The sequence below is a fragment of the Streptomyces sp. NBC_00080 genome (genome assembly GCF_045041255.1).
In the GTDB taxonomy this organism is placed as follows: Bacteria; Actinomycetota; Actinomycetes; order Streptomycetales; family Streptomycetaceae; genus Streptomyces; species Streptomyces coriariae.
Genome location: NZ_CP108235.1, coordinates 552,402 through 574,573 on the forward strand (window position 1 = coordinate 552,402; position 22,172 = coordinate 574,573).

The 22,172-nt window shown below is 70.6% G+C and carries 20 protein-coding genes and 1 pseudogene; 12 read left to right on the top strand and 9 right to left on the bottom strand.

Annotation, left to right across the window (positions count from 1 at the left end):
* Window positions 1-71: 71 nt before the first annotated feature.
* Entirely contained in the window at window positions 72-866 is a 795-nt protein-coding gene (locus tag OHU34_RS02440) for an SDR family NAD(P)-dependent oxidoreductase (protein WP_142270409.1), read from the top strand.
* An 83-nt stretch (window positions 867-949) separates the two neighbouring features.
* On the opposite strand, the gene OHU34_RS02445 is transcribed toward OHU34_RS02440, so the two are convergent.
* From OHU34_RS02445 to OHU34_RS02455, 3 genes are all read right to left on the bottom strand, one after another.
* Window positions 950-1,528: a dihydrofolate reductase family protein gene (locus tag OHU34_RS02445; protein ID WP_405764345.1), complete on the bottom strand. Its 579-nt coding sequence runs from the start codon at window positions 1,526-1,528 to the stop codon at window positions 950-952.
* 107 nt (window positions 1,529-1,635) lie between these two features.
* Window positions 1,636-2,007, bottom strand: a complete 372-nt coding sequence (locus OHU34_RS02450; protein WP_405764348.1) for an iron chaperone — start codon at window positions 2,005-2,007, stop codon at window positions 1,636-1,638.
* A 36-nt stretch (window positions 2,008-2,043) separates the two neighbouring features.
* Window positions 2,044-2,622, bottom strand: coding sequence for a helix-turn-helix domain-containing protein (locus tag OHU34_RS02455; protein ID WP_142270406.1), 579 nt, complete (start codon window positions 2,620-2,622; stop codon window positions 2,044-2,046).
* Window positions 2,623-2,716: 94 nt separating this feature from the next.
* Between OHU34_RS02455 and OHU34_RS02460 the strand changes: the two genes are divergently transcribed.
* Window positions 2,717-4,192, top strand: a complete 1,476-nt coding sequence (locus OHU34_RS02460) for an MFS transporter (protein WP_405764351.1) — start codon at window positions 2,717-2,719, stop codon at window positions 4,190-4,192.
* Here OHU34_RS02460 and leuE read toward each other — a convergent pair.
* Entirely contained in the window at window positions 4,179-4,829 is a 651-nt protein-coding gene (gene leuE, locus OHU34_RS02465; RefSeq protein WP_230195074.1) for a leucine efflux protein LeuE, read from the bottom strand. The two genes, OHU34_RS02460 and leuE, sit on opposite strands and share 14 nt — an antisense overlap.
* A gap of 39 nt (window positions 4,830-4,868) precedes the next feature.
* Between leuE and OHU34_RS02470 the strand changes: the two genes are divergently transcribed.
* Together OHU34_RS02470 and OHU34_RS02475 are read left to right on the top strand one after the other, a co-directional pair.
* The gene (locus OHU34_RS02470; protein WP_160160076.1) at window positions 4,869-5,009 is read left to right on the top strand and encodes a hypothetical protein; all 141 of its coding nucleotides are present in this window, start codon (window positions 4,869-4,871) and stop codon (window positions 5,007-5,009) included.
* 179 nt (window positions 5,010-5,188) lie between these two features.
* Window positions 5,189-5,356, top strand: coding sequence for a hypothetical protein (locus OHU34_RS02475; RefSeq protein ID WP_230195073.1), 168 nt, complete (start codon window positions 5,189-5,191; stop codon window positions 5,354-5,356).
* 291 nt (window positions 5,357-5,647) lie between these two features.
* On the opposite strand, the gene rox is transcribed toward OHU34_RS02475, so the two are convergent.
* Both rox and OHU34_RS02485 read right to left on the bottom strand, forming a co-directional pair.
* On the bottom strand, window positions 5,648-7,195 hold the full coding sequence (gene rox / locus OHU34_RS02480) for a rifampin monooxygenase (protein ID WP_230195072.1): 1,548 nt from the start codon (window positions 7,193-7,195) through the stop codon (window positions 5,648-5,650).
* Window positions 7,196-7,452: 257 nt separating this feature from the next.
* Complete coding sequence (locus OHU34_RS02485) at window positions 7,453-7,752, bottom strand: hypothetical protein (protein WP_405764355.1); 300 nt, start codon at window positions 7,750-7,752, stop codon at window positions 7,453-7,455.
* A gap of 804 nt (window positions 7,753-8,556) precedes the next feature.
* Between OHU34_RS02485 and OHU34_RS02490 the strand changes: the two genes are divergently transcribed.
* Window positions 8,557-10,890: a M4 family metallopeptidase gene (locus OHU34_RS02490; protein WP_405764358.1), complete on the top strand. Its 2,334-nt coding sequence runs from the start codon at window positions 8,557-8,559 to the stop codon at window positions 10,888-10,890.
* Between the two features lie 203 nt (window positions 10,891-11,093).
* Here OHU34_RS02490 and OHU34_RS02495 read toward each other — a convergent pair whose 3' ends face one another.
* On the bottom strand, window positions 11,094-11,738 hold the full coding sequence (locus OHU34_RS02495; RefSeq protein ID WP_405764360.1) for an NADPH-dependent F420 reductase: 645 nt from the start codon (window positions 11,736-11,738) through the stop codon (window positions 11,094-11,096).
* Between the two features lie 56 nt (window positions 11,739-11,794).
* Window positions 11,795-12,283, bottom strand: a pseudogene (locus tag OHU34_RS02500) (inositol monophosphatase family protein); the annotation flags it as partial.
* A gap of 134 nt (window positions 12,284-12,417) precedes the next feature.
* On the opposite strand from OHU34_RS02500, the gene OHU34_RS02505 reads away from it, so the two are divergent.
* On the top strand, window positions 12,418-14,469 hold the full coding sequence (locus OHU34_RS02505) for a fibronectin type III domain-containing protein (RefSeq protein ID WP_142270401.1): 2,052 nt from the start codon (window positions 12,418-12,420) through the stop codon (window positions 14,467-14,469).
* 301 nt (window positions 14,470-14,770) lie between these two features.
* Window positions 14,771-14,947 carry a hypothetical protein gene (locus OHU34_RS02510; RefSeq protein WP_405764363.1) on the top strand — a complete coding sequence of 59 codons (177 nt, stop codon included), beginning with the start codon at window positions 14,771-14,773 and terminating at the stop codon, window positions 14,945-14,947.
* A 241-nt stretch (window positions 14,948-15,188) separates the two neighbouring features.
* Here the strand turns inward: OHU34_RS02510 and OHU34_RS02515 are convergent, their stop codons facing one another.
* Entirely contained in the window at window positions 15,189-16,502 is a 1,314-nt protein-coding gene (locus OHU34_RS02515; protein WP_405764365.1) for an NAD(P)-binding domain-containing protein, read from the bottom strand.
* 188 nt (window positions 16,503-16,690) lie between these two features.
* Between OHU34_RS02515 and OHU34_RS02520 the strand changes: the two genes are divergently transcribed.
* From OHU34_RS02520 to OHU34_RS02540, 5 genes are all read left to right on the top strand, one after another.
* Window positions 16,691-17,344, top strand: coding sequence for a TetR/AcrR family transcriptional regulator (locus tag OHU34_RS02520; protein ID WP_020126485.1), 654 nt, complete (start codon window positions 16,691-16,693; stop codon window positions 17,342-17,344).
* On the top strand, window positions 17,341-19,053 hold the full coding sequence (locus tag OHU34_RS02525; protein ID WP_405764368.1) for an FAD-dependent oxidoreductase: 1,713 nt from the start codon (window positions 17,341-17,343) through the stop codon (window positions 19,051-19,053). Before OHU34_RS02520 ends, OHU34_RS02525 begins: the two co-directional genes overlap by 4 nt.
* The gene (locus tag OHU34_RS02530) at window positions 19,050-19,661 is read left to right on the top strand and encodes an acetoacetate decarboxylase family protein (RefSeq protein WP_142270398.1); all 612 of its coding nucleotides are present in this window, start codon (window positions 19,050-19,052) and stop codon (window positions 19,659-19,661) included. The genes OHU34_RS02525 and OHU34_RS02530 overlap by 4 nt, the downstream gene beginning before the upstream one ends.
* A 219-nt stretch (window positions 19,662-19,880) precedes the next feature.
* Entirely contained in the window at window positions 19,881-20,816 is a 936-nt protein-coding gene (locus OHU34_RS02535) for a chlorophyllase/cutinase-like alpha/beta fold protein (RefSeq protein ID WP_230195065.1), read from the top strand.
* A gap of 174 nt (window positions 20,817-20,990) precedes the next feature.
* Window positions 20,991-22,142, top strand: coding sequence for a PP2C family protein-serine/threonine phosphatase (locus OHU34_RS02540; protein ID WP_230195064.1), 1,152 nt, complete (start codon window positions 20,991-20,993; stop codon window positions 22,140-22,142).
* Window positions 22,143-22,172 lie beyond the last annotated feature (30 nt).

Sequence of the window (22,172 nt, forward strand, 5' to 3'; positions counted from 1 at the left end):
CGCCAGGCTGGCGGTGACGGCAGAGATACCGGCACGCAGGACGGACAGACGCACAAAGGGACTGGTTCGACATGCAGATCGATCTGACGGGACGCACCGCCCTGGTGACGGGCTCGACGCAGGGCATCGGCGCGGCGATCGCCGCCGGGCTCGCGCGCTCCGGCGCCCGGGTAGGGGTGAACGGCCGGGACGAGCAGCGGGTCGCGGAGGGCGTGGCGCGCCTGGCGGCCGAGGTGCCTGGGGCCTCCTTTGCGCCCGTGGCCGCCGACGTGGCGAGCGAGGAGGGCGCACAGCGCGTCCTGGAGGCGCTGCCGGAGGTGGACATCCTCGTCAACAACCTCGGCATCTTCGGCTCCGCCGACCCCCTGAAGATCAGCGACGAGGAGTGGCGGCGCTACTTCGAGGTGAACGTGCTGGCCGCCGTACGGCTGACCCGGCTGTACCTTCCGGGCATGACGGAGCGCGGCTGGGGCCGGATCCAGTACATCGCCAGCGACTCGGCGGTCGTCATCCCGGCCGAGATGATCCACTACGGCATGTCCAAGACCGCGCTCCTCGCCGTCGGCCGCGGCTTCGCGAAGCAGGCGGCGGGCACGGGGGTGACGGTCAACTCGGTCATCGCCGGACCCACCCACACCGGCGGGATCGAGGACTTCGTCTACGAACTCGTCGACCGCGACCTGCCCTGGGACGAGGCCCAGCGCGAATTCATGCGGAAGCACCGGCCGCAGTCCCTCCTGCAACGGCTGATCGAGCCCGCGGAGATCGCCCACATGGTCGTCTACCTCAGCTCCGACCAGGCTTCGGCCACGACGGGCGGGGCCCTGCGGGTCGACGGCGGATACGTCGACTCGATCCTGCCCTGACGACGCGGGCCCGGCGGTCGCGCACGTCGCCGGGAAAGGCAGTGCGGCTCTCCCTCGGACCGGCCTCGGTCGTCGTGCGTGACTCAGACGTGCAGGACGGGCCGGTAGACGAGTTCCTGGGTGTGGCCGTCGAGCGTCCGGTGTTCGATCAGCTCGAGGTCGAAGTCGGCCGCACCCTGGAAGATCGGGTCCAGCCCGGTCTGACCGGTGATCACGGGGAAGAGTGTCACCTGGACGCGGTCGACCAGCCCGGCGGCCATCAGCGCCCGGTTCATCGACAGGCTGCCGTGCGAGCGCAACGGCACCTCGGACTCCTCCTTGAGCCGGGTGACGACGTCGACGGCGTCGCCGCTCAGGACGTTCGCATCCGGCCAGTCGAGGGGTCCTTCCAGCGTGTTCGACACCACCGTCGCCGGAAGGTTCCTCATCCGAGTGACCCATGGGTCACGCACCTCGGACTCCTCGGTGCTCGCAGCCAGCATCCGGGCGAACGCCCGGTAGGTGTTGGCCCCGAAGACCATCCGCTGCTCCTCGGCGTACAGGTCGAGTCGGTGGTCGAGAAGCTCGGGGCCCTGCTTGCCCCAGTAGCCGGTCCAGTCGCCACTGGCGGCGCCGAAGCCGTCGAGGCTGGAGAAGACGTCAAAGGTGTAGGTGGCGGTCATGATGTTCTCCTCGGTCGAGTGCGGTTGATCGCGTCTTGGAAGTGCAGACTGACGACCGCTACGAGACTCATCGCCCGGTCAGTGGTCTCGCATCGCCACCACGGCCGTCACATCCACAGCACGCCGTCGTCCTCGTGCTCGCGCACGCGGAACGCGATCATCCGGCGCAGCAGGTCGCCCGGCACGGGCTCGCCGTACGGGAGCTTGACCGAGCCCTTGCCGGTGGCGAAGTCGGCGAGGTCCGCGTCGAACGCCTCGCGGGTGCCGGGGTTGAACACGACGTTCGCGTGCTTCGCATGACCGCTGACCACGAACAGGATCGTCCCGGCCGGGTGAACCCACGCGGGACGGCCCCACTTGATCGCCTCGCTCGCCGCGGGGACCACTTCGAGACCCAGCGCCCGTGCCTGCTCAAACACCCTGCGGCCCTGCCCCGCGAAGCCCTCGATGTACTCATCGATCGCCTGCGGCTGTCCCATGGCGTCAGTGTGGCACTGCCCACCCTTCGCCACCCCTCAGTCGTTCGCTGTCGGGCCGGTCCGGACGACGGCCTGGTCGCCGTGAGGGCCGAAGAGGTGCAGGATTTCGACCGCCTCGGCGCCGGCGGGGCCGAACCAGTGGGGTTCGCCGGTGTCGAACTCGGCCACCTCGCCCGGCCGGAGAGTGATCTCGCGCTCCCCCAGGATGAGGCGGAGCCGGCCGGCGAGCACGTAGAGCCATTCGTAGCCGGAGTGGGTGACCAGCCGCGGTTCGCGGTGCGAGAGCACCTGCTTGAAGACCTGGACCCGGCCCGGATACTGCGTCAGCGGGACGAGGACGCTTCCGCGCTCCCGGCTTCGAGGCTTCAGATGAACCCGCGGATCACCGGTGGCCGGAGCCGTCACCAGCTGGTCCAGTGCGACGCGGTGGGCGCGGGCGAGCGGGATGAGGAGATCGAGCGTCGGGCGCCGTCGGCCCGACTCCAGGCGCGACAGCGTGCTCACGGAGATTCCGGTGTCCTTCGACAGGGTTTCGAGGGTGATGCCGCGGTCGCGCCGCAGGGCGCGCAGCCGGGGTCCGATGCTGTCGAGGAGTTCCGCGAGGTCGGCGTCCATGCGGCCATTTTGCAGTCCTCGCAAAATTCCTGGGCCCGGACCCTCCCCCGGTCCGAGCCTGGCGGCAGCCGATCCCGTTGAAGGGGGACCTCCCGTGCCCAAGACATCCCTGGCCGCTCCGCCCTCCCCGCCCTCTCCGCTCAGCGCGCGCAGGCGCTGGACGGTACTGGCCGTCTGCGCGCTCAGCATGTTCCTGGTGGGTGTGGACACCACCATCGTCAACGTGGGCCTGCCCGAGATCGGGCACGGCCTCGACGTGGGCACCCGCGGTCTGGAGTGGGTCGTCAACGCCTACACCGTGGTCCTGGCCGGCCTCCTCATCGTCTCCGGCGCCCTCGCGGACCGCTTCGGACGCCGCCGCGTCTTCCAGTGCGGACTGCTCGTCTTCGGCCTGGCCTCCCTCGCCTGCGCCCTCGCCCCGTCCGTCGGCGTGCTGGTTGCCGCCCGGGCCGTTCAGGGGGTCGGGGCCTCCATGCTGAGCCCGGTGGCCCTGGCGATCGTGGTGAACGCGATGCCCGACCCGCGGGAGCGCGCCCGGGCGATCGGCGTGTGGGCGTCGGTCTTCGGGCTCAGCATGGCGGCGGGCCCGGTCACCGGCGGGGGGCTCATCGCCGCGTTCGGCTGGCGTTCGGTGTTCTGGATCAACGCGCCGTTGGTCGTCGTCGCCCTCGTCCTGGTCGCCGCGTTCGTGCCGGAGTCCCGCGCACAGCGCGCCCGGCGCGTCGACCTGCCCGGCCAGGTGCTCCTCACCGTGGTGCTCGGCCTCTTCGTCGGCGCCCTCATAGAAGGGCCCGGCATCGGCTGGGCATCGCCGGTGGCGCTCACCGGCTACGCGCTCATCGCGGCGGCGACGGCAGGGTTCGTCCTGGTCGAGCTGCGCCGTCGTGAACCCTTGATGGACCTCGGTCTCTTCCGCCGACCGCCGTTCGCCACGGCGGTGCTCGGCGCCATGGCGGTGTTCGTCGCGCTGAACGTGAGCCTGCTGCTCAACACCCTCTACCTTCAGCACACCCGAGGCTGGACACCGCTCGCGAGCGGCGCCGCGACCCTGCCCATGGCACTCGGGGCGACCCTGTGCGCGCCCTGGTCCGGAGTCCTGGTCGGGCGCCTCGGACCGCGGCGTCCGCTGATCCTCGCGGGCACCTTCCTCACGGTCGGCGGTCTGTGCCTGACGAATCTGGGCCAGCACACGAGCGTGCCGCTGATCCTCCTCGCCCATCTGCTGATCGGCGTCGGGTTCGGCTTCGCCAACGCCCCCCTCACCAACACGGCGGTCGGCGGTCTGCCGCTCTCCCGGGCCGGCGTGGCGGGGGCGATAACCTCCACCGCGCGCCAGGTCGGCGCGGCGGTCGGTATCGCCCTCGCCGGGGGCCTGGTCGCGGGCGCCGGCCCCACAGGCCTCGCCGCCGCGTCGCGTCCAGGATGGCTGCTCGTGGCGGCCTGCGGACTGTTCCTCTTCGTCGTGGCCCGCGCCTCGCAGCCCGCCACCGTCCACACCCGCCAGCCCGGGCAGGAACGACCGCCGCGTGCACGCACAAGCCGCTGGGCCGCAAGGGTCAGGCGCTGGTGAGGGAGAGCTTCACCGCGAACCCGAGGAACAGCACGCCGGCCGCCGAGGTGGCCCCCGCCGTCAGCCGCTTGCGGCGCCGGAAGGCGCCGGCCAGCCGGGTGCCGCCGAAGATCAGGGCGCTGAGATACAGCACACTGGCGAGCTGAGCCAACACGCCGAGGACAACGAAGGAGAGCGCCGGGTAGGCGTACTCCGGGTCGACGAACTGCACGAAGAAGGCGACGAAGAACAGGATCGCCTTGGGGTTGAACAGGCTGACCACCAGTGCCCGCCGGAAGGGCCGTTCGACGGAGACGGCGGCGGGGCCGTCCTCGGCGAGCACCCGCTCACGGCGCGTCCGCCACATCCCCCACGCGGCCCGCAGCATCCCGACGGCCAGCCAGGTCAGATAGCCGGCGCCCGCGTACCTCACGATCCCGAAGAGCACGGCATTGGCCTGGAGCAGCGAGGCCACCCCGGCCGCGGAGAGAGTCATCAGCACGGTGTCCCCGCACCACACGCCGACCGAGGCCGTGTACCCGGCCCGTACCCCGCGCCGCGCGGCGACGGACAGGACGTACAGAGAGTTGGGCCCTGGAAGGAGGACTATCAGGACGAGTCCTGCCAGGTAGGTGGGAAGGTCGACGACTCCGAACATGTGCAGCAGTGTCGCACGTGAGTACGACACCCGGCAGGGGTGCCCACGTCTCCAAAACAGCCGGCAACACCCCAGGTCAACAGCCACCCCGCGCATCCGGACGCCAAGGACGGCGGCCGCCGCGCCGACGGCCTGGAAGTCGAACTCAACAACATCGACTACTTCGACGTGTCCTTCTAGGGCTCTCCGACCGATCATGTCGCTCGCTATGGTTCCGACGTGTCGAAGACCAGCGTGAGCAACGAGACCGACGGCTTGCTCTGCCGCTGGGTGGAGCCTTGGGGCACAGTCCACTGGATGCGGCCCGGTGAGGTGTGCACAGTCGTGACCGAGGAGGAGCCGGAGGAGTCTCGTTCAACGTGACTGTCCACGGTCAGGGCGGCACGGTGTGGGTGAACCCGGCCGACCGGGACTCAGTTCGCAGGCAGTCCACCAGCGCATGTCCCGGCTACCGCGCCCAGCTCACCCGCCACGGTGACGGCGGCGTGCTGCGGCGGTCCCGGCGCGGCACCGACCGGACGCCGTGATGTCACCTGTGCGGATGTCCGCTCCACCTCGCACACCGCCTCGGAGGCTGAACCGGGTCCTGCTCATCGCTCCACCGTCGGACGGGACGCGTGGTCTCCTGCGCCGGTCCGCTCCGTGGTGCTCTTCCGCCGTCTTCGGGTCGTCACCCGAAGGCCACCTCTCCTCGGAGGCCGACCCTCGCGACCCCGGCGTCAGAGCACCACGGCTGATGCTGCCTCCAGCCTTCCGCCGGTCAGTCGCCGCTGACCGTTCGAGCCTCTTTGCGGGCGTTTCGGTTGCTCAGGCGAAGATCAGCCGGCGGGCTTGCCGAACCACCGGGAGAGGTGGTCGTCCAGGTCCTGCTGATCGTCGCCGATCCAGGCGACGTGGCCGTCGGGGCGAAGCAGGACGCACGGAGCATCCAGTACCGCAGTGGGATCCGCGAGGTGATCGACCCGGTCCGACCAGCCGCCGACGGTCAGGCGTTCGGTGCGGTCCAGCAGCAGGCCGCGGCCACGGTGCAGCAGACCGTAGAGGTTGCCCTGTTTCACGTCGATGTCGCGCAGGCGGCGGCCGAGCAGGTCGGGGCCTGCGCCGAAGTCGTAGCGGATGCCGATCGCGGCGATCTTCTCGATGAGGTAGCGGTTCACCTCGTCGAAGTCCATCAGTTCGGTGAGCAGCCTGCGCACGGCCTGCGGGCCCGGTTCGGTGGAGTGGAGTTCCATCTGGGCGCGGGTGTTGTCCAGCACCTCCGCGGCGACCGGATGGCGTTCGGCCTGGTAGGTGTCCAGCAGTGTTTTCGGCGCCCAGCCGCGAATCTGTGCGGCCAGTTTCCAGCCGAGGTTGAATGCGTCCTGAATGCCCAGGTTGAGGCCCTGTCCGCCGGTGGGTGGATGGATGTGGGCCGCATCGCCGGCCAGCAGCACCCGCCCGACCCGGTAGCGTTCGGCCAGCCGGGTGGCGTCCCCGAAGCGGGACAACCAGCGCGGGGAGTGCACACCGAAATCGGTTCCGGCGATGGCGCGCAGCTGTTGTCTGAAATCCTCGAGGGTGGGCGGTTCCGCGCGATCGCTGACTCCGGCGGCGGGGACCACGACGCTATAGGCACCTTCGCCGAAGGGCCTGAGCCGGAATCGCTTGTCGGTCTTGCCGATTTCGGTCACCTTGGCGGCGATCTCCTCCTGCGGCACACCCACTTCCATCTCGCCCATCAGCGTCTCGGTTCGCGAGGGTTCACCGGGGAAGCCGACGCCGAGCAGTTTGCGCACCGTACTGCGCCCGCCGTCACAGCCGACGAGATAGCGCGAACGCAGCTGTTCGCCGTCGGCCAGCTCGACGGTCACGCCCTCGTCGTCCTGCTCGAAACCGGCCACCGCACCACCGCGCCGGACCAGAGCACCCAGTTGCATCGCATGTTCTTCGAGCAGGCGAACGATGACCGGCTGCGGGATGCCGAGCAGATAGGCGTGCGTGGAATCAAGGCCCTGGGGCGCCGGTTTGTTGATGGCGGCGAAGAAGCCGCCGGCCGGACGCCGTCTTCCGTGTTCGCGCATGCGGTCCAGCAGTCCGCGCATTGCCATCAGTTCGAGACTGCGCATGTGCAGACCGACGATGCGGACGAACGACACGGGCTCGGTTTCCTTCTCCAGAACGAGTACCCGCACATCGTGCAGCCGTAGTTCGGCGGCCAGCATCGCGCCGGTCGGCCCGCACCCGGCAATGATCACGTCGAACACGAGGGGCCCGCGATCGGCGCCCGAGGCCGGTGACCGGAGAACGCCGGGGACGTCGCCCACGGTGAAGTCGCGCTCGACCGTGCCGTTCGACGACGGCTCGGCGGTGAACTGCGGAGAATCCATAGGTGTTGCCTTTCGGGAGTGCCTTGTTGTCGAGGCGCTCCCGGCGACACCTACGTCAGTCGCCGGCCGTGACGGGAAGGGGGAGCACCCACGTCGATACAGCGTTCATGGGTCTCACCTCCTTGGGCGGTGTCGCGGTCAACCGCAAGATACAAGTCCGGGCATCACCCGGTCCACCGCTTTCCCGGCCACGTGATCACGGCTCCGAACGGGCCTGTGCGGTTGCGGGGCGGAGAGGGCGCGGGGAGCGGGGGCTGTCACCGGAGGGAGTCGCTTCGAGCCGGTTCCTGCCGCTGCTGCCGCTGCTCGGACTGCTCGTTCCAAAGGCCGGCGAGCTCACCGAGCGCGCTGTTGAGGCGGCCGAGTTCCCACAGCAGGTAGCTGCTTGCTCCGGCGAACGGTATCCACTCGGCCCAATGGAAAATGAGAACAACCGGCATGTACAGCAGGCCGACCAGGACCAGGAATCTGACGAGGATCTCAGCCGCGTACGTCTGCGTGCGTTCGACGCCGACATGCCCTCCGCGGCCGTGGATCCATTGCAGGCGTGATCTCATGGCTCCCCCTCGGACTCCGAGTGCGTATCATGCCGTCCGCCGCTCGGTCAGTGCCAGTCTGCGATGAGGGCAGGTCGGACGCGCGCTGCCGAGCACAGGCGACCCGGTTGCCCGCACAGCGGCGGCGGGTGCTCCCGCACCTCGGCGTGCCGGACTGAGCGCCTTCCCGCTACGCGTCGGTTCCGGTCACGGCCGTCCGCAACCGCGATCGGCCGTAGAGGTGGTCCGTGTCGGGCGGAAGACGGCCCGCACCAGGACGCTGCCCGACGTGCTCGCGTCCACGCGTGCCTTGCACTTGTCGCCCTCCGTGCGGGACAGGCCCGCCAGTGACCGACGGCGAACCGGCCGTCGACTGAACACGACCACAGCCGAAGGGAGATGCGCGCCCGGGCCGCGTCCAGGGCCGCGTTCCCGAACCGCGTCGCGGGTCATCTCCCGGAACGCGGCGCACTCCGCCCGCGGATGCCCGTTCCGCAGGGCGGGCGGGGCGGGCAGGACAGGCGGCGCACCCGCGGTCGGATACGGCCAACCTTGCTGGTTAGCGCCGTATTGCCGCTTCGTAAAGCCACACGTGGTGATGCCCTTTCCGATCACCTTCCAGAGGCGGCCGGTTGACCGATTTTCGGACATCGATCTCCGCAGTGGTGACAGCATCCGGACGCCCTGAAACGATCTGTCCGCAGTCGAGCGGTACCCGCCTCGCTCCCCACCGCAGGCCGACGGCCTCCGGTCTCCCCCGTTCCCTCCGTACTTTCCCCGTTTCCCGCCGCTGTCCGCCGACAGCCGGCGAAAGGAGCTGCCCGCATGACCAAATCACCCCTGGGAGTTCGCCGTTCGTCCGCGCTCCCGCGCACGGCACGAAAGCGCGGCAGGCTGGCGACCGCGCTCGCCGCCGGTATGGCGGTGCTCGCGATCACCGCTCCGACAGCCCAGTCGGCTTCGGCCCTGGACGACGGCTCAGGATCACCGGCCACCCGGCGCATCGACGCCGAGCCCAGACCCGGGGCGCGCGGCGTGACACTGTCCCGAGCGCAGCGCGACCGACTGCTCGACCGCGCCGCCGAGTCCGCTCACGAAACGGCCCGCGGCCTCCGTATGGGCGCCAAGGAAGCGCTCGTTGCCGAGGACGTCGCGAAGGACGCCGACGGCACCGTGCACACGCGCTACTCCCGCACCTACGCAGGACTCCCGGTGATCGGCGCCGACGTGATCGTCCACGAGCGCGCGGGCGAGCAGACCGTCACACGCACGACACCCCCGGCTCTCTCGGTGCCCACGACCAGGGCCGTGGTCTCCTCGGCCGCGGCGAAGAAGGCCGCATCGGCGGCAGCCGACGAACAGGGCTCCCTCGCTTCCGAGCGTGCGGCTTCGGCGCGGCAGGTCGTCTGGGCGGTGGACGACTCCCCCCGACTCGCATGGGACAACGTTGTCACAGGGCTGCGTGAGGATCAGACACCGAGCCGCGTCCATGTGATCACCGATGCCGTGACCGGCGCCCGCCTCGCCTCCTACGACGACATCCAGGCCGGCGAGGGCCACAGCCAGTACAGCGGCACCGTCCCGCTGGCGTCGCTGCGCGACGCGGACTTCTTCCGGCTCGCCGATCTCCAGCGCGGCAACCACCGCACCTACGACGTCACCGGCGGCGTCCGCACACTGGTGACGGACGCCGACGACGTGTGGGGCGACGGCAGTCCGGCCACGGCGCAGACGGCAGCGGTCGACGCCGCCTACGGAGCCCAGCGGACCTGGGACTTCTACCACGACCGGTTCGGCCGCAACGGCATAGCCGACGACGGTGTCGGCGCCGTCTCCAACGTCCACTACGGCACCAAGTACGCCAACGCGTTCTGGGACGACCTGTGCTTCTGCATGACCTACGGCGACGGCCTGGACGGCCGGCGCCCGCTGACCGAACTGGACATCGCCGCACACGAGATGACCCACGGCGTCACCTCCGCCACGGCCGGCCTGATCTACACCGGTGAATCCGGCGGGCTCAACGAGGCCACCAGCGACATCATGGGCACCGCGGTGGAGTTCTTCGCCGGCAACGCCCAGGACACACCCGACTTCCTGCTCGGGGAGCTCGCGGACGTCCGCGGCACCGGCAAGCCACTGCGCTACATGGACCAGCCCTCCAAGGACGCCTCCGCGAAGGGAACGTCACAGGACTACTGGACCGCCGGGACGAAGAAGCTGGACCCGCACTTCAGCTCCGGGCCGGCCAACCACTTCTTCTACCTGCTGGCCGAGGGCAGCGGCCGCACGACCATCAACGGAGTGGCCTACGACAGCCCCACCTACGACGGCAGGCCCGTCGCCGCCCTGGGCCTGGCGAACGCCACCAACGTCTGGTATCGGGCACTGACCCGCTACATGACCAGCACCACCGACTACGCCGGCGCCCGCACCGCCACCCTGCAGGCGGCCGCCGACCTGTTCGGCACCACCAGCGACGCCTACGAGGCGGTCGGCAACGCGTGGGCGGCGGTCAACGTCGGTCCCCGCTACGTCAACCACATCGCGGCCGACGCCCCCTCCACCCGCGACGCGGCCGTCGGCCAGCCGGTCGGCCGGCAGATCACCGCCACCTCCACCCGGCCCGGCGCGCTCACCTACGCGGCCACCGGACTGCCCGACGGCGTGACCCTCGGGGCGGCCGACGGCCGTATCACCGGCACGCCCACCCGCGCCGGCACCTTCGCGGTCACGGTCACCGTCACCAACTCCGCGGCGGAGAAGCTCGACCTGCCCTACACCTGGACCGTCCTGGCCTCCGGTGGCGACCACTTCGTCAACCCCGACCGCTACGACATCCCCAACTGGCGGACGATCGAGTCACCGCTGCGCGTCACCGGCCGCACCGGCGCCGCTCCCCCGGACCTCAAGGTCACCGTCGACCTGGTCCACGACTTCATCGGAGGCCAGATCATCGAACTCGTCGCCGAGAACGGCACCGCGATCCTGGTCAAGGACTTCGTCTGGGACACCGGCACGGAACTGCACGCCACGTTCACGATCGACGCCTCCGCGCTGCCCGCGGACGGCGTGTGGAAGCTGCGCGTCACCGACAACACCCCGGGGATCTTCACCGTCGACCCGGGCTACCTGGACCGCTGGAGCATGACCTTCTGACCCTGCGTCTCCGCCAGGGTGTTTCCGGGGCAGGCCCGCACAGAACCGGGCCTGCCCGGCCACCCGACACAGGCCAGTAGCCCACCCGTCACGTGACTCCGACGGGTGGGCCGGTCGTGTCCGGCTCCGGGGCGGCGGCCGGACGACTCGGAGCGGGGCCAGGACTGCGGGGCGGGGAGGTTGACCGCGGGCCGGCGGTGGGGTCAGCGGGCGAGGGAGACGGCGAAGGGTTTGAAGCCGTGTCGGCGCAGGATGTGGGGCACGACCAGGATCATGGCCTCGGTGGCGCGGGCTGTGGTGATGTCCCCGAGGTCCTCGATCCACACGGGCTGCCAGTCCAGGTCGCCGAGGAGGCCGCCGACCGTCTTCTTGGCGAGCTCGTCGTTGCCCGAGACGTAGACGGTCGGCGGGGTGGCCAGGACCTCCGGGGCGGTCATGACCATGAACAGCATGGTGTTGAGCGTCGTGACCACCTGGGTGTCGGGGAGGGCGGCCTGGAGTTGTTCGGCGAGGCTGCTGCCCGGGTAGCACAGGTCGCCGGGCGGTCCGCCGGCGTCGCGGGTGGCGTTGGAGACGTCGACGAGGATCTTTCCGGCGAGTTCGCCGCGCAGGTCGGCCAGACGGTCCAGGGCGCTGTCGCCGGGCGTCGCGTTGATCACGATGTCAGCGGTGCGGGCCGCGGTGCGCTGGTCGGAGCAGGAGATGTCGGGGTGGACGTCTTCGGTGGGCGCTGCCGACCGCGCCATCGGGTTCCGGCGGCCGAGGATGACGTCGTGTCCGGCCGAGGCGAGCCCGCCGGCGAGGTTGGCGCCGACGCGACCGGCGCCCAGGATGCCGATGCTGGTCATGAGGTGATGCTCCTTGCGGTGTCGGGCGGGAGGAGAGGAAGCAGGTCGCTTCGCGGTCAGACGATCGGCGACAGCACCTCGCGGGCAGCGGTGTGGAGGCCGGGAGCGGCGGCCAGGAAGTCCCGGCCGGCCGTGCTCCAGGGCTCGCCCGCCAGGTCGGTGACGGTGCCTCCGGCCTCGGAGACCAGCAGGGCACCGGCGACCAGGCCGGAGCGGACATCGGAGAACTGCCAGAACACGTCCATGCGTCCGGCGGCTACGTGGATGAGCTGCATCGTGGCGGGAACGGACACGCGCACCACGAGCGCGTCGGTGAGCATGGCGTTGACCGACTCGCCGATCCGCCGGAAGGTGTGCTTGTCCTCGCCGGGCTTGGCCTGACCGGTGCCGACGAGCGCGGCACCCAGGTCGGTCTTGGCGGACACCTTCAGCGGCCGGTCGTTGAGGCGAGCACCGCCGCCGGCGACAGCGGTGTAGGTGTCGCCGGTCAGCGGCAGATGGATGACGGTGAGTACCGGCCGGTTGTCGCTGACCAGGGTGGCGGTGGTGACACCGGGAAGGGCGGGCGGTGGTGACACCTGAAGGAAGGTGAGGGGGCCGGGCAACCCTGCCCCCGCCTCATGAGTCACACACGCGCAACCTGATTCTCCTTGGTCCGGAAAGGGCCCCACCTTCTGTGATGACTCGTACCCGGCTGACCGCGCTCGCCGCGACGGCCGCCCTCGCCGCCACCGGCGACCTGATGATCGCCGCCCCGGCCTCCGCGGCCGTCACCTGCGCCTCTCCCGTCTGGAAAGCGCAGTACTTCGGCAACTCCACCTTCAGCGGCACGCCGAAGCTGACCGCCTGCGACTCCGCCGTCAACGAGAACTACGGGTACGGCGACCCGACCGGCGTCACGCTGCCCAAGGACAACTTCTCCGTCCGCTGGTCCCTCACCCGTGACTTCGGCTCCGGCGGCCCGTTCCGGCTCTCCGCCGCCACGCAGGACGGCATGCGTGTCTACGTCGACGGCGTGCAAAAGATCAACCTGTGGAAGAACGTCTCCACCACCGCCCGCAAGACCGTCGACCTGACCGTCCCGGCCGGCAAGCACACGCTGCGCGTGGACTACGTCGCCTGGACCGGCCTCGCCCACGCCACGTTCACGTACGCCCCGCGCACGGAGGCCGCCGTCGACACGGTCAAGCCGCTCGCCCCGACCGGTCTGACCGCCGCGTACAACCGGGACACCGCGAAGACCACCCTGCGCTGGGCCGCGAACAAGGAGATGGATCTCGCCGGTTACCGCGTCTACCGCCGGCTGGGCACCGCCCAGTGGGTGAGGGTCGGCGGCTCGTCGCCGCTCGCCTCCCCGTCCTTCGTGGACGCGACGCCCGCCACGGGCCAGACCTTCCTGTACGAGGTCCGCGCCGTCGACAAGGCGGGCCGCGAGTCCGTCGGCAGCCTCGACGCCACCGCGGTGACCGTGGACCGCACGGGCCCGGCGGCGCCGACCGCTCTCACGGTCACCGGCGACGCGTGGTGGGCGACCCTCGCCTGGCAGGGGCCCGCCGACGCCGCGACGTACGAGGTGTACGCGGCCTCCGCGGCCACCGGCCCGTTCGAGCTGCTGGGCACGACGACCACGACGTCGTACCGCACCGACGCTCCCGTGAACACCGCCCGCTTCTACCGGGTCCGCGCTCTCGACGCGCTCGGCAACCCGTCGGCGTACGCCGCCGTCACCGGCGACGGCGTCGACCGTACGCCGCCGAAGTCCCCGACCTCCCTCGGCTCCGTCGTCCGCGTCGGCTACACCGACGTGTACTGGAAGCAGCCCGACGGCTTCTACGAGGACTTCGACAACGGCGGGACCTACCGCGTCTACCGCTCGCCCGGCAAGACCCTCGACCCGGCCGCGCTCACCCGCGTGACCTGCGCCGAGGAGAGCGACGAGACCAGTACCGGTGGCCTCTGCCACGACCTGGACATGCCCGCGGGCACGTACGTGACGTACGCGGTCGCGGCGGTGGACCCGGCCGGCAACGAGTCGGCGCTGTCCGCTCCGCTCGTCGTCCGCACCGGCGATCGCGTCGCACCCGGGCCGGTCACCGGCGTGACGGCCACCCCGCGCGCCGACGGCGTCCTCATGAGCTGGGCGGCCTCGACCGAGGACGACGTCGAGCGCTACGTGGTCTGGACCGGCGTCCGGCAGGGCGACGGCACGGTCAAGTGGCTCAGCTCCACCTCCTGCCGGGAGGGCACGAGCGACCCGCTCGCGGTCCTCTGCGGCGACCTGCCGGACGGCGAGACGTACGTGTACGCGGTCGTCGCCAGGGACCTCTGGGGCAACGCCCTGCCCCCGAGCGACCCGAAGGTCACGGTCGTCCAGGCCACCGAGCTGGATGTCCGGCCGTCCGTGACGGTCACCGGGGACTGGGACCTCGGCAGCCTGGGCCACGGCACCGTGATCGGCGGACCCGACGAGGACGGGCCGTCCATCAGCTGGCGGTGCGACAGGACGGCCGAGTGCGACACCGTCGCGGGCTACCGGGTCAGCAGGTGGAACGCGGCCACGCAGGCGTACGAACCGCTGCACGCCGGACTCCTGCCGGCGCAGACCCGCGCCTACACGGACACCACGGCCGCCCGGGGGACCACGCACTTCTACACGCTGGAAGCGGTGCGCGCCGACGGCGGTGTCGCGGGCACGTATGTGTGGAACTGCGTCTTCCAGGACCGCGTCTAGCCGGTCGGAACGGTTCGTGGCACTTCGTAGCGTGGGGGCCCTGCTGTTCCCCTGAACGTCGCGGTCTGCCTCGCGGGGGTCGGAGGCGTCAGGCCGGGTGGAGTTTCCCTTCCCGCACCGGTCGGACGCCACCTACCGGCACGGATGCCGCCTTCTTCGGCACGCCTGCCTCTCGGCGGCTTCGTCCGGCCTTCGGCCGTGGCCGTGCGAACGGCGTGTGGACGGGGCTCCAGGTCGGCACGCGCTCGTGACCAGGGCGCGGCCGACCGCCCCGAGAACCCGGAACGAAGGAGCCTGGACCATGAGCAGCGAGAACGGGGCCGTCAAGGAGATCGTCGTCGTCATCGGCCCCGGCAGCATCGGTCCGGCCATCGCCCGCCGGGTCGGCATCGGCCGCACGCTACTGCCGGCCCATGACGAGAAGGCCTCGCAGGCAGAAACACGGACCGCGCCGCGCTCGGTGGCGACGAACCGGTGACACGTTGGCGGCCGCCGCTCCCGCCCCCCTGGGGGGCGACGCGGCCACGGACCTGGCTGCCGAAGACGGTGTCCGGGCCGGGTCAGGACGGCTTGCCCGTCCCCCGCGGCGGCCGCCAGGCCCGGCTGGAGACGGCGGGCGGCGTCCAGGTGGCGCGGACCGCCGCGCTTCTCCTGGCCTTCGCCGCGAGCGACAACGCTCGGGCGTCCCGGTCCAGTCGACGCAGGGCCGCGCCGTTCCGCTACCGCGGCACCGCCCTCCGTCTGCGCGCCTTGGCCAGTTCCCTCAGATACGCCTGAGCGTCCACCTGGATGGTGTGCCGGGTCGAGGCGACGTAACGCCGGGCCGTCCGGGCGCGGTACGTGCGGATCTCGTCGAGCATCTCCTCGCGTTCGGGCAGCGCGCAACGACCCTCCAGGAGGTCGGCGACCCAGTGCGACTGGGCCTCCGCGAGCGGCATGATCGCACCGAGCGGCTGGACCAGACCGATGAAGTACAGCCCGGGTCGATCAGGCGCGGCAACCCGGCGGTAGAGCCCCGGATCGTTGTCCCCGGAGCCGATCAGCTCGTCCTTGAGGAAGGGGAACGCGATGTCGTAGCCCGTGCAGTAGATGATCGTGTCGATCTCCTCGACGCTTCCGTCGTCGAAGAACACATGGTCGGCGTCGGCCTTGCGCGGCGCGGGTTTCACGGTGATGTCGCCGTGGCTGAGCCGGGACAGCAGGTCGTCGGAGATCGTCGGATGGGCGGCCAGAACGCGGTGGGCGGGGGTGGGCAGCCCGTAGTCCGCCAGTCGGCCACGACTCAGTCGCAGCAGGAGTTGCAGCCCGCGGTCCTGAACGGCGAGGGGCGCCTTGGCCAGCCAGGAGTGGGTCAGATGGTCGGTGGGCGTGCCGAACAGGTGCTTGGGCAGGATGTGCGCGCCGCGGCGCATGGCGAGGAACGTCCGCCGGGAGACACGCGAGGTCTCCACGGCGATGTCGCAGGCCGAGTTGCCGATGCCCAGTACGAGGACTCGCCGGTCGGCGAACGGCTCGGGTACGCGGTAGTCGTGCGAGTGGATCTGGGTGCCTTCGAAATCGGTGGCCCCCGCGATGCCGGGTCGCGGCCAACGCGGCTTCCAGTGATGGCCGTTGGCGACGAGTACGGCGTCGTACGTACCGGTCTCGTGGTCGTTCGTGCCACGGGGGCGCGAGGTCACCGCCCACGTGTCCCCGGCCGGGGCGACCTCGACCACCTCGGTGCGGAACCTGATCGACGGGCGCAGCCCGAAGTGGTCCACGAACGCGTCGAAGTAGCGCGCTATGTGGGCGTGGCCCGGATAGACCGGGTACTCGTCCGACATGGGAAAACTGGCGTATTCCATGATCTGGCGGGACGTGTTGATGTGGAGCGAGCGATACGCCGACGACCGCCCGTTGTCGTTCAGGTAGCGCCAGTTGCCGCCCACGTCCGATCCCAGCTCGAAGCAGTCGTAGGCGATGCCCCGTTCGGCGAGAACCTGACAGGCGGCGATCCCGGACGAACCGGCCCCGATCACACACACCTTCTGCATGCCGACCTCCTTGTGACCAGCCGGTCATATCACTGGCCGTCCACAGGCTGGACGGCCCGGCACGCCCTGTCAATGGGTGCGCGTATGCCCTCAACAGCCATGCCTGTCAGAGTCGTTGACATCGATGACCGGGGCCTCCACCATGACCGGGCGGTCACATGACCGCCCGGTCACACGGAGGAGTGTCCATGCCCACGCCCACCTGGACCCGGCTCTCGCCGGCCCGCCGCGAGCGTGTACTGGTCGCGGCGATGGACGAGTTCGGCACCCACGGCTACTCCACGGGCAGCCTGAACGTCATCGCCCGCGAGGCCGGGGTCGCCAAGGGCTCGCTGTTCCAGTACTTCTCGGGCAAGCTCGATCTCTTCACCTACGTCGCCGAACAGACCTCGCTCCGGATCTACGCGCACATGCAGCCGTGGCTCGACGGCTACGACGGGACCTCGGACTTCTCCGCCCATCTCGTCGACGCGCTGGAGGCCTGGCTCGACTACTTCGCCGGGCAGCCGCTCGAGCGCGGGGTGACCGCGGCCACCAACATGGAGATGAACCCCGCCGTACGGGACGCGGTCCGGGTGCCCGTGAACGCCATATACCTGGCCGGTCTCCGCCCCCTCCTGGAACGGGCCGTCGCCGCCGGCAGCCTGCGCAAGGACGCCGACCTGGACGCGCTGCTGTCGCTGCTGCTCGTGCTCCTTCCCCACCTCGCGCTGCTCCCGCACGTCCCCGGACTCGACAGCCCCCTTCCGCTCACGGCGGTCCACCCCCAGGTGCGGCGCGAGAACCTCGAACGTCTCGTCACCCCGCTGCTGGCCGACTTCAGAGGGAGAGACGACGCATGAACGCCTTCGACTACGACGTACTCGTCGTCGGGTCGGGGTTCGGCGGCAGCGTCAGCGCGCTGCGCCTCACCGAGAAGAACTACCGGGTCGGCGTCCTGGAAGCCGGCCGGCGCTTCGCCGACACCGACTTCCCGCGAACGTCCTGGCACGTGCGGAACTACCTGTTCGCGCCCCGCCTAGGATGCACGGGCATCCTCCGTGCGTCCCTGCTCGGCGACATCCTCGTGCTGAGCGGCGCCGGTGTCGGCGGCGGATCCCTCGGCTATGCCAACACGCTCTACGAACCACCGGCGGCCTTCTACGAGGGCTCGCACTGGGCGTCCCTCACCGACTGGCGCCGCGAACTGGCCCCGTTCTTCGCACAGGCCCGTCGCATGCTCGGCGTCACACCCAACCCGGTGTTCACCGAAGCCGACCTGCTGCTGAAGGACACCGCACGCGAGCTCGGCTGCGACGACACCTTCCGCCCCACTCCGGTCGCAGTCCACTTCGGTCCGACCGACGTCACCCCCGGCGCGGCGGTGCCCGACCCGTACTTCGGCGGCGCCGGACCCGCGCGCAACGCCTGCGTCAACTGCGGTGCCTGCATGACCGGTTGTCGGCACAACGCGAAGAACACCCTGCCCAAGAACTACCTCGGCCTGGCCGAACGGGCGGGCGCGCGAGTCATGGAGCGCCGCACCGTCACCGGTGTCACTCGCGCCGGTGACGGCTGGGCCGTCACCTCGGTCCGCACCGGGGCCGTCCCGCGCAGGCGGCGGCAGACGCTCACGGCACGCCACGTGATCTTCGCGGCCGGCGCGCTGGGCACCCAGCGTCTGCTGCACACCCTCAAGGACGACGGCTCACTCGCCGGCATCTCACCCCGGCTCGGACGGCTGACCCGGACCAACTCGGAGGCCATCCTCGGAGTCCGCGCCCGGGCACGCGACGCGGACTACTCCCGCGGCGTGGCCATCACCTCCTCCGTCCGGCTGGACGACACCACCCATGTGGAGCCGGTCCGCTACGGCCGCGGCAGCAACCTGCTCGGACTGCTCGGAGCGATGCTCGTCGACCCGGTGCCGGGACGGTCCCGCCTCCTCGTGGGACTCGCCGTCATGGCACGCAACGCCCGCCGTCTTCCCGCGCTCCACAACCCTCGCCGCTGGTCGCAGCAGTCCGTGGTTCTGCTGGTCATGCAGTCGGTCGACAACTCGGTGACCACCTGTCTGCGGCGCACCCGAACCGGCCGGCGCCGCCTCAGCAGCCGGCCCGGCGAAGGCGCACCCAACCCGACCTGGATCCCCGCGGGACACCGAGCCGCCCGCACGGCCGCCGACCGGATCGGCGGTCAGGCCTGCGGCACCTGGGCAGACCTCTTCGACATCCCCACCACCGGTCACCTGATCGGCGGGTGCACCGTCGGCGACAGCGCCGGCACCGGCGTCATCGACCCCTACCATCGCCTTCACGGCTATCCAGGACTGCATGTCATCGACGGCTCCACGATCTCCGCCAACCTCGGCGTCAACCCTTCGCTGACCATCACCGCCTTCGCCGAGCGGGCGACCGCCCTGTGGCCCAACAAGGGAGAGTCCGACCCCCGCCCCGGCCTGGGCCTCCCGTACCGCCCGGTCACACCCGTCCCACCGCGCCGGCCGGCCGTCCCGGCCACCGCCCCGGGTGCCTGGCGCCTCCACCCTCCCCACGGAACGGACGCGGAATGACTGACTACCCGGATGAGCCCTGGCACCTGGCAGGTCAGATGTACCTGTCTCTCTGGCCGGTGCCGCGCGCGGAACTTCCCCCCGCCGCGCCCGGCACCCGCCACCTCACCGTCGGCGGCCGTGGCCTGGTCGGCGCGGCCTGGGTCGTCTACGAGAACGACAGCGTCCTGCACTACAACGAACTGCTGCGGGCGGTCCTGGTGCGCGACGGAGCGCGGCCCCGCGTGTGCATCACCGACATCTGGGTCGACAGCGAGACCTCCCTGGCCGGCGGTCGCGCGCTGTGGGGCATCCCCAAGGAGATGGCGATCTTCGAGGTCCAGCGGTCGGACGGCATGTCGTGCGCCGCCAAGACGGGCCGGGGCACGCTCGCGGCCGGCCGGTTCACCGAGCGGGGAGGTCTGCCCGGCCGCTGGCCGCTGGCCTTCAGGCTGGCACAGACACTGGACGGCCGGATCAAGACCAGCCGGGTCCGCGGCAGCGCCGCCCTGCGCCTGGCGCGTGCCGAGTGGAAGGCACCGGCCGACAGCCGACTCGGCGCGCTCGGCCGCCGTGCCCCCTTGGTCAGCCTGACGCTGCGCGACTTCACCCTGCGCTTCGGCGGCTGAGCGTTCCCGCGAACGGTGGCGGCGGTCGAGTTCCGCCGCGGCCACCGGCTCCAGAGCTCGGCCCCGTTCAGCCAGGTGAAGTCCTCCCGATCCACCGCTCGGGCCTCACGGGCGTGCCCGCGGCGGCGAGGACCTCCGACCCGTGGTCGGAGCACGCCCGGACAGCACGGAGACGTACCACCAGAAATCACTGTTTCCTCCCTCAGAAAAGGTGATCTCGTGTTCCGTACACTCCTGCGGTCCATGACCGCGCTGCTGCTGACCGCAGCAGCCGCCTTCACCCTCGCACCGGCCGCGCAGGCGTCGCAGGCGTCGGCCTCGGTGCGCGCGGCGGACCCCTCCACCACCGGGTCGTTCCCTGTCGCCTACACCGATCTCACGGTCGCGGCCTCGGGCCGCTCGTACAGCGCACGCGTCTGGTACCCCGGCACGACGGCCGGGGCGAACGCGCCGGTCGCCTCCGGAGCCCACCCCGGCCTCGCCTTCGGGCACGGCTTCTTCCAGGCGATCACCCAGTACGAGAGCCTGCTCAAGCACTACGCCTCCTGGGGAGTCATCACGGTCGCACCCAAGTCCCAGGGCGGCCTGTTCCCCAGCCATTCGGCGTTCGCCGACGACCTGAACGCGGCACTCACCTGGCTCACCGCCCAGAACAGCACCACCGGCTCACGGTTCGCCGGCGCGGTCAGCACCAGCCGACTCGCCGTCTCGGGGCACTCAATGGGCGGGGGCGCGGCACTGGTCGCCGCAAGCAGGAACCCGGCCGTGAGGTCGGTCTCCACTCTCGCGGCGGCGGAGACCAACCCCTCCGCCGTCGGTGCTTCCAGCGCGCTGGGCATCCCCGTCCAGTACGTCGGCGGTAGCGCCGACAGCATCGCCGGTGTCGCCGACAACCAGCAGAGGATGTACGACGCCAAGCCGGCCGCCACCCAACTGCGCGTCATCACCGGTGGGTTCCACTGCGGCTTCGAGGACAGCTCGGGCTTCGGCTGCGACAGCGGAACCATCACCCGGACCGCTCAGCTCAAACTGACCTACGGCGTCACGACCGCCTGGCTCCTCTACACACTCGGCCTCGACTCCTCCCTGTACGACCAGGTGTGGGGCGCCGCGGCCCAGAGCCTGGCCGGTGTCGTGTACACCGCCAAGCCCTGAGCACGTCGTCGTGCGGGCGGCCACGGAAGGCGTCGTGGCTGCCCGCACGGCGACGAACCACGTGCCGGTATCCCGCCCCGGCAACGTGATAGCGGTGCGACCGGGCCCAACCAAGGGTGATCACAGAGTGGCGGATCCAGTTGCCACCCATATCGTCCCGATAAGATCGGAATTGTGATCAGGCCAGTGCAGCTCAGGCGCCGCCACCGTCCCTACGGCGGCCAGCGGCAGGCCGTACTGCTGTCACCGGTGCTCGTCACCGTCGTCATCGCCGCTCTGGCCTTCTCCACTCCGAGAGAGATCGCCTTCAGCCGCCTCCTGCCCGCGGCACCCGCCCTCGCAGCCGCGCTGTGGCCCGTGCTCCCGACCGTCCTGCTGGGGACGTTCTGCCTACTGCTCATGATCGGCATCAGCTTCGTCTACTCCGATCTGGGGACTCCGTACACGGTTGCCGCGATCGCTGCGGTCACCTTGGCGGCCGCCTATGCGAGCCACCTCCGACTCCAGCGCGAGGAGACGCTCTTCCAGGTCCGGCTCGTCGCCGACGCGGCCCAGAAGGTGCTGCTCCGCCCCCTGCCGCACCTCATCCAGGGCATCGAGATCGAATCCCTGTACCGGGCGGCCCAGGAGCAGGCCCGGATCGGTGGCGACTTCTACGAGGTGGCCGACACACCGTACGGAGTCCGCCTGCTCATCGGCGACGTACGCGGCAAGGGCCTGTCGGCGGTGGGGGCGGCCGCGGCAGTGATCAACTGTTTCCGGGAGAACGCGTACGACCAGCCCGACCTGAAGGGACTGGTCCGCCGCCTGCAGATCACCATGACCCGCTACAGCGCCGCGATCCCCGCCGACGATCAGCAGGAGCACTTCGCCACCGCCCTGATCACCGAGATCCCCTACGGCAGCGGGCACGTCAAGGTCCTCAACTGCGGGCACCCTCCACCGGTGTTCGTGCAGAACGGCGAAATCCACGTACTCGAGCCCACCCGCCCCTCCACACCCCTCAATCTCGCGGCGCTCCTCGGAGACCACTACCACGTGGACACCGTCGCCTTCGTCCCGGGCGATCAGATGCTGCTCTACACCGACGGCGTGACGGAAACCCGCGACCGCAGCGGCACGTTCTTCCCGCTGCCGGACTGGATGAGCCGGCACCGCGCGGCCCCGCCCCGTGAGCTGCTGACCGAGCTCCACAGGGACTTGCTCCGCTACGCCGGCGGAAGGCTCGACGACGACATCGCGGCCCTCGCCGTGCGCTGCCGGCACATCTCGGCTCAGGAGCACTCGGGTCCCTCTTCCCACGGATCTTCCCCGGAGCGGGAATGACGCGAGATCGACCGCTGCCTCGTACGAAGT

Coding starts and splice junctions, on each gene's coding strand:
- OHU34_RS02510 (WP_405764363.1), top strand. CDS start 14,771: ATGAGCAGCGAGAACGGGGCCGTCAAGGAGATCGTCGTCGTCATCGGC.
- OHU34_RS02530 (WP_142270398.1), top strand. CDS start 19,050: ATGACTGACTACCCGGATGAGCCCTGGCACCTGGCAGGTCAGATGTAC.
- OHU34_RS02520 (WP_020126485.1), top strand. CDS start 16,691: ATGCCCACGCCCACCTGGACCCGGCTCTCGCCGGCCCGCCGCGAGCGT.
- OHU34_RS02525 (WP_405764368.1), top strand. CDS start 17,341: ATGAACGCCTTCGACTACGACGTACTCGTCGTCGGGTCGGGGTTCGGC.
- OHU34_RS02515 (WP_405764365.1), bottom strand. CDS start 16,502: ATGCAGAAGGTGTGTGTGATCGGGGCCGGTTCGTCCGGGATCGCCGCC.
- OHU34_RS02440 (WP_142270409.1), top strand. CDS start 72: ATGCAGATCGATCTGACGGGACGCACCGCCCTGGTGACGGGCTCGACG.
- OHU34_RS02505 (WP_142270401.1), top strand. CDS start 12,418: ATGACTCGTACCCGGCTGACCGCGCTCGCCGCGACGGCCGCCCTCGCC.
- OHU34_RS02445 (WP_405764345.1), bottom strand. CDS start 1,528: ATGACCGCCACCTACACCTTTGACGTCTTCTCCAGCCTCGACGGCTTC.
- leuE (WP_230195074.1), bottom strand. CDS start 4,829: ATGTTCGGAGTCGTCGACCTTCCCACCTACCTGGCAGGACTCGTCCTG.
- OHU34_RS02485 (WP_405764355.1), bottom strand. CDS start 7,752: ATGAGATCACGCCTGCAATGGATCCACGGCCGCGGAGGGCATGTCGGC.
- rox (WP_230195072.1), bottom strand. CDS start 7,195: ATGGATTCTCCGCAGTTCACCGCCGAGCCGTCGTCGAACGGCACGGTC.
- OHU34_RS02495 (WP_405764360.1), bottom strand. CDS start 11,738: ATGACCAGCATCGGCATCCTGGGCGCCGGTCGCGTCGGCGCCAACCTC.
- OHU34_RS02455 (WP_142270406.1), bottom strand. CDS start 2,622: ATGGACGCCGACCTCGCGGAACTCCTCGACAGCATCGGACCCCGGCTG.
- OHU34_RS02450 (WP_405764348.1), bottom strand. CDS start 2,007: ATGGGACAGCCGCAGGCGATCGATGAGTACATCGAGGGCTTCGCGGGG.
- OHU34_RS02490 (WP_405764358.1), top strand. CDS start 8,557: ATGACCAAATCACCCCTGGGAGTTCGCCGTTCGTCCGCGCTCCCGCGC.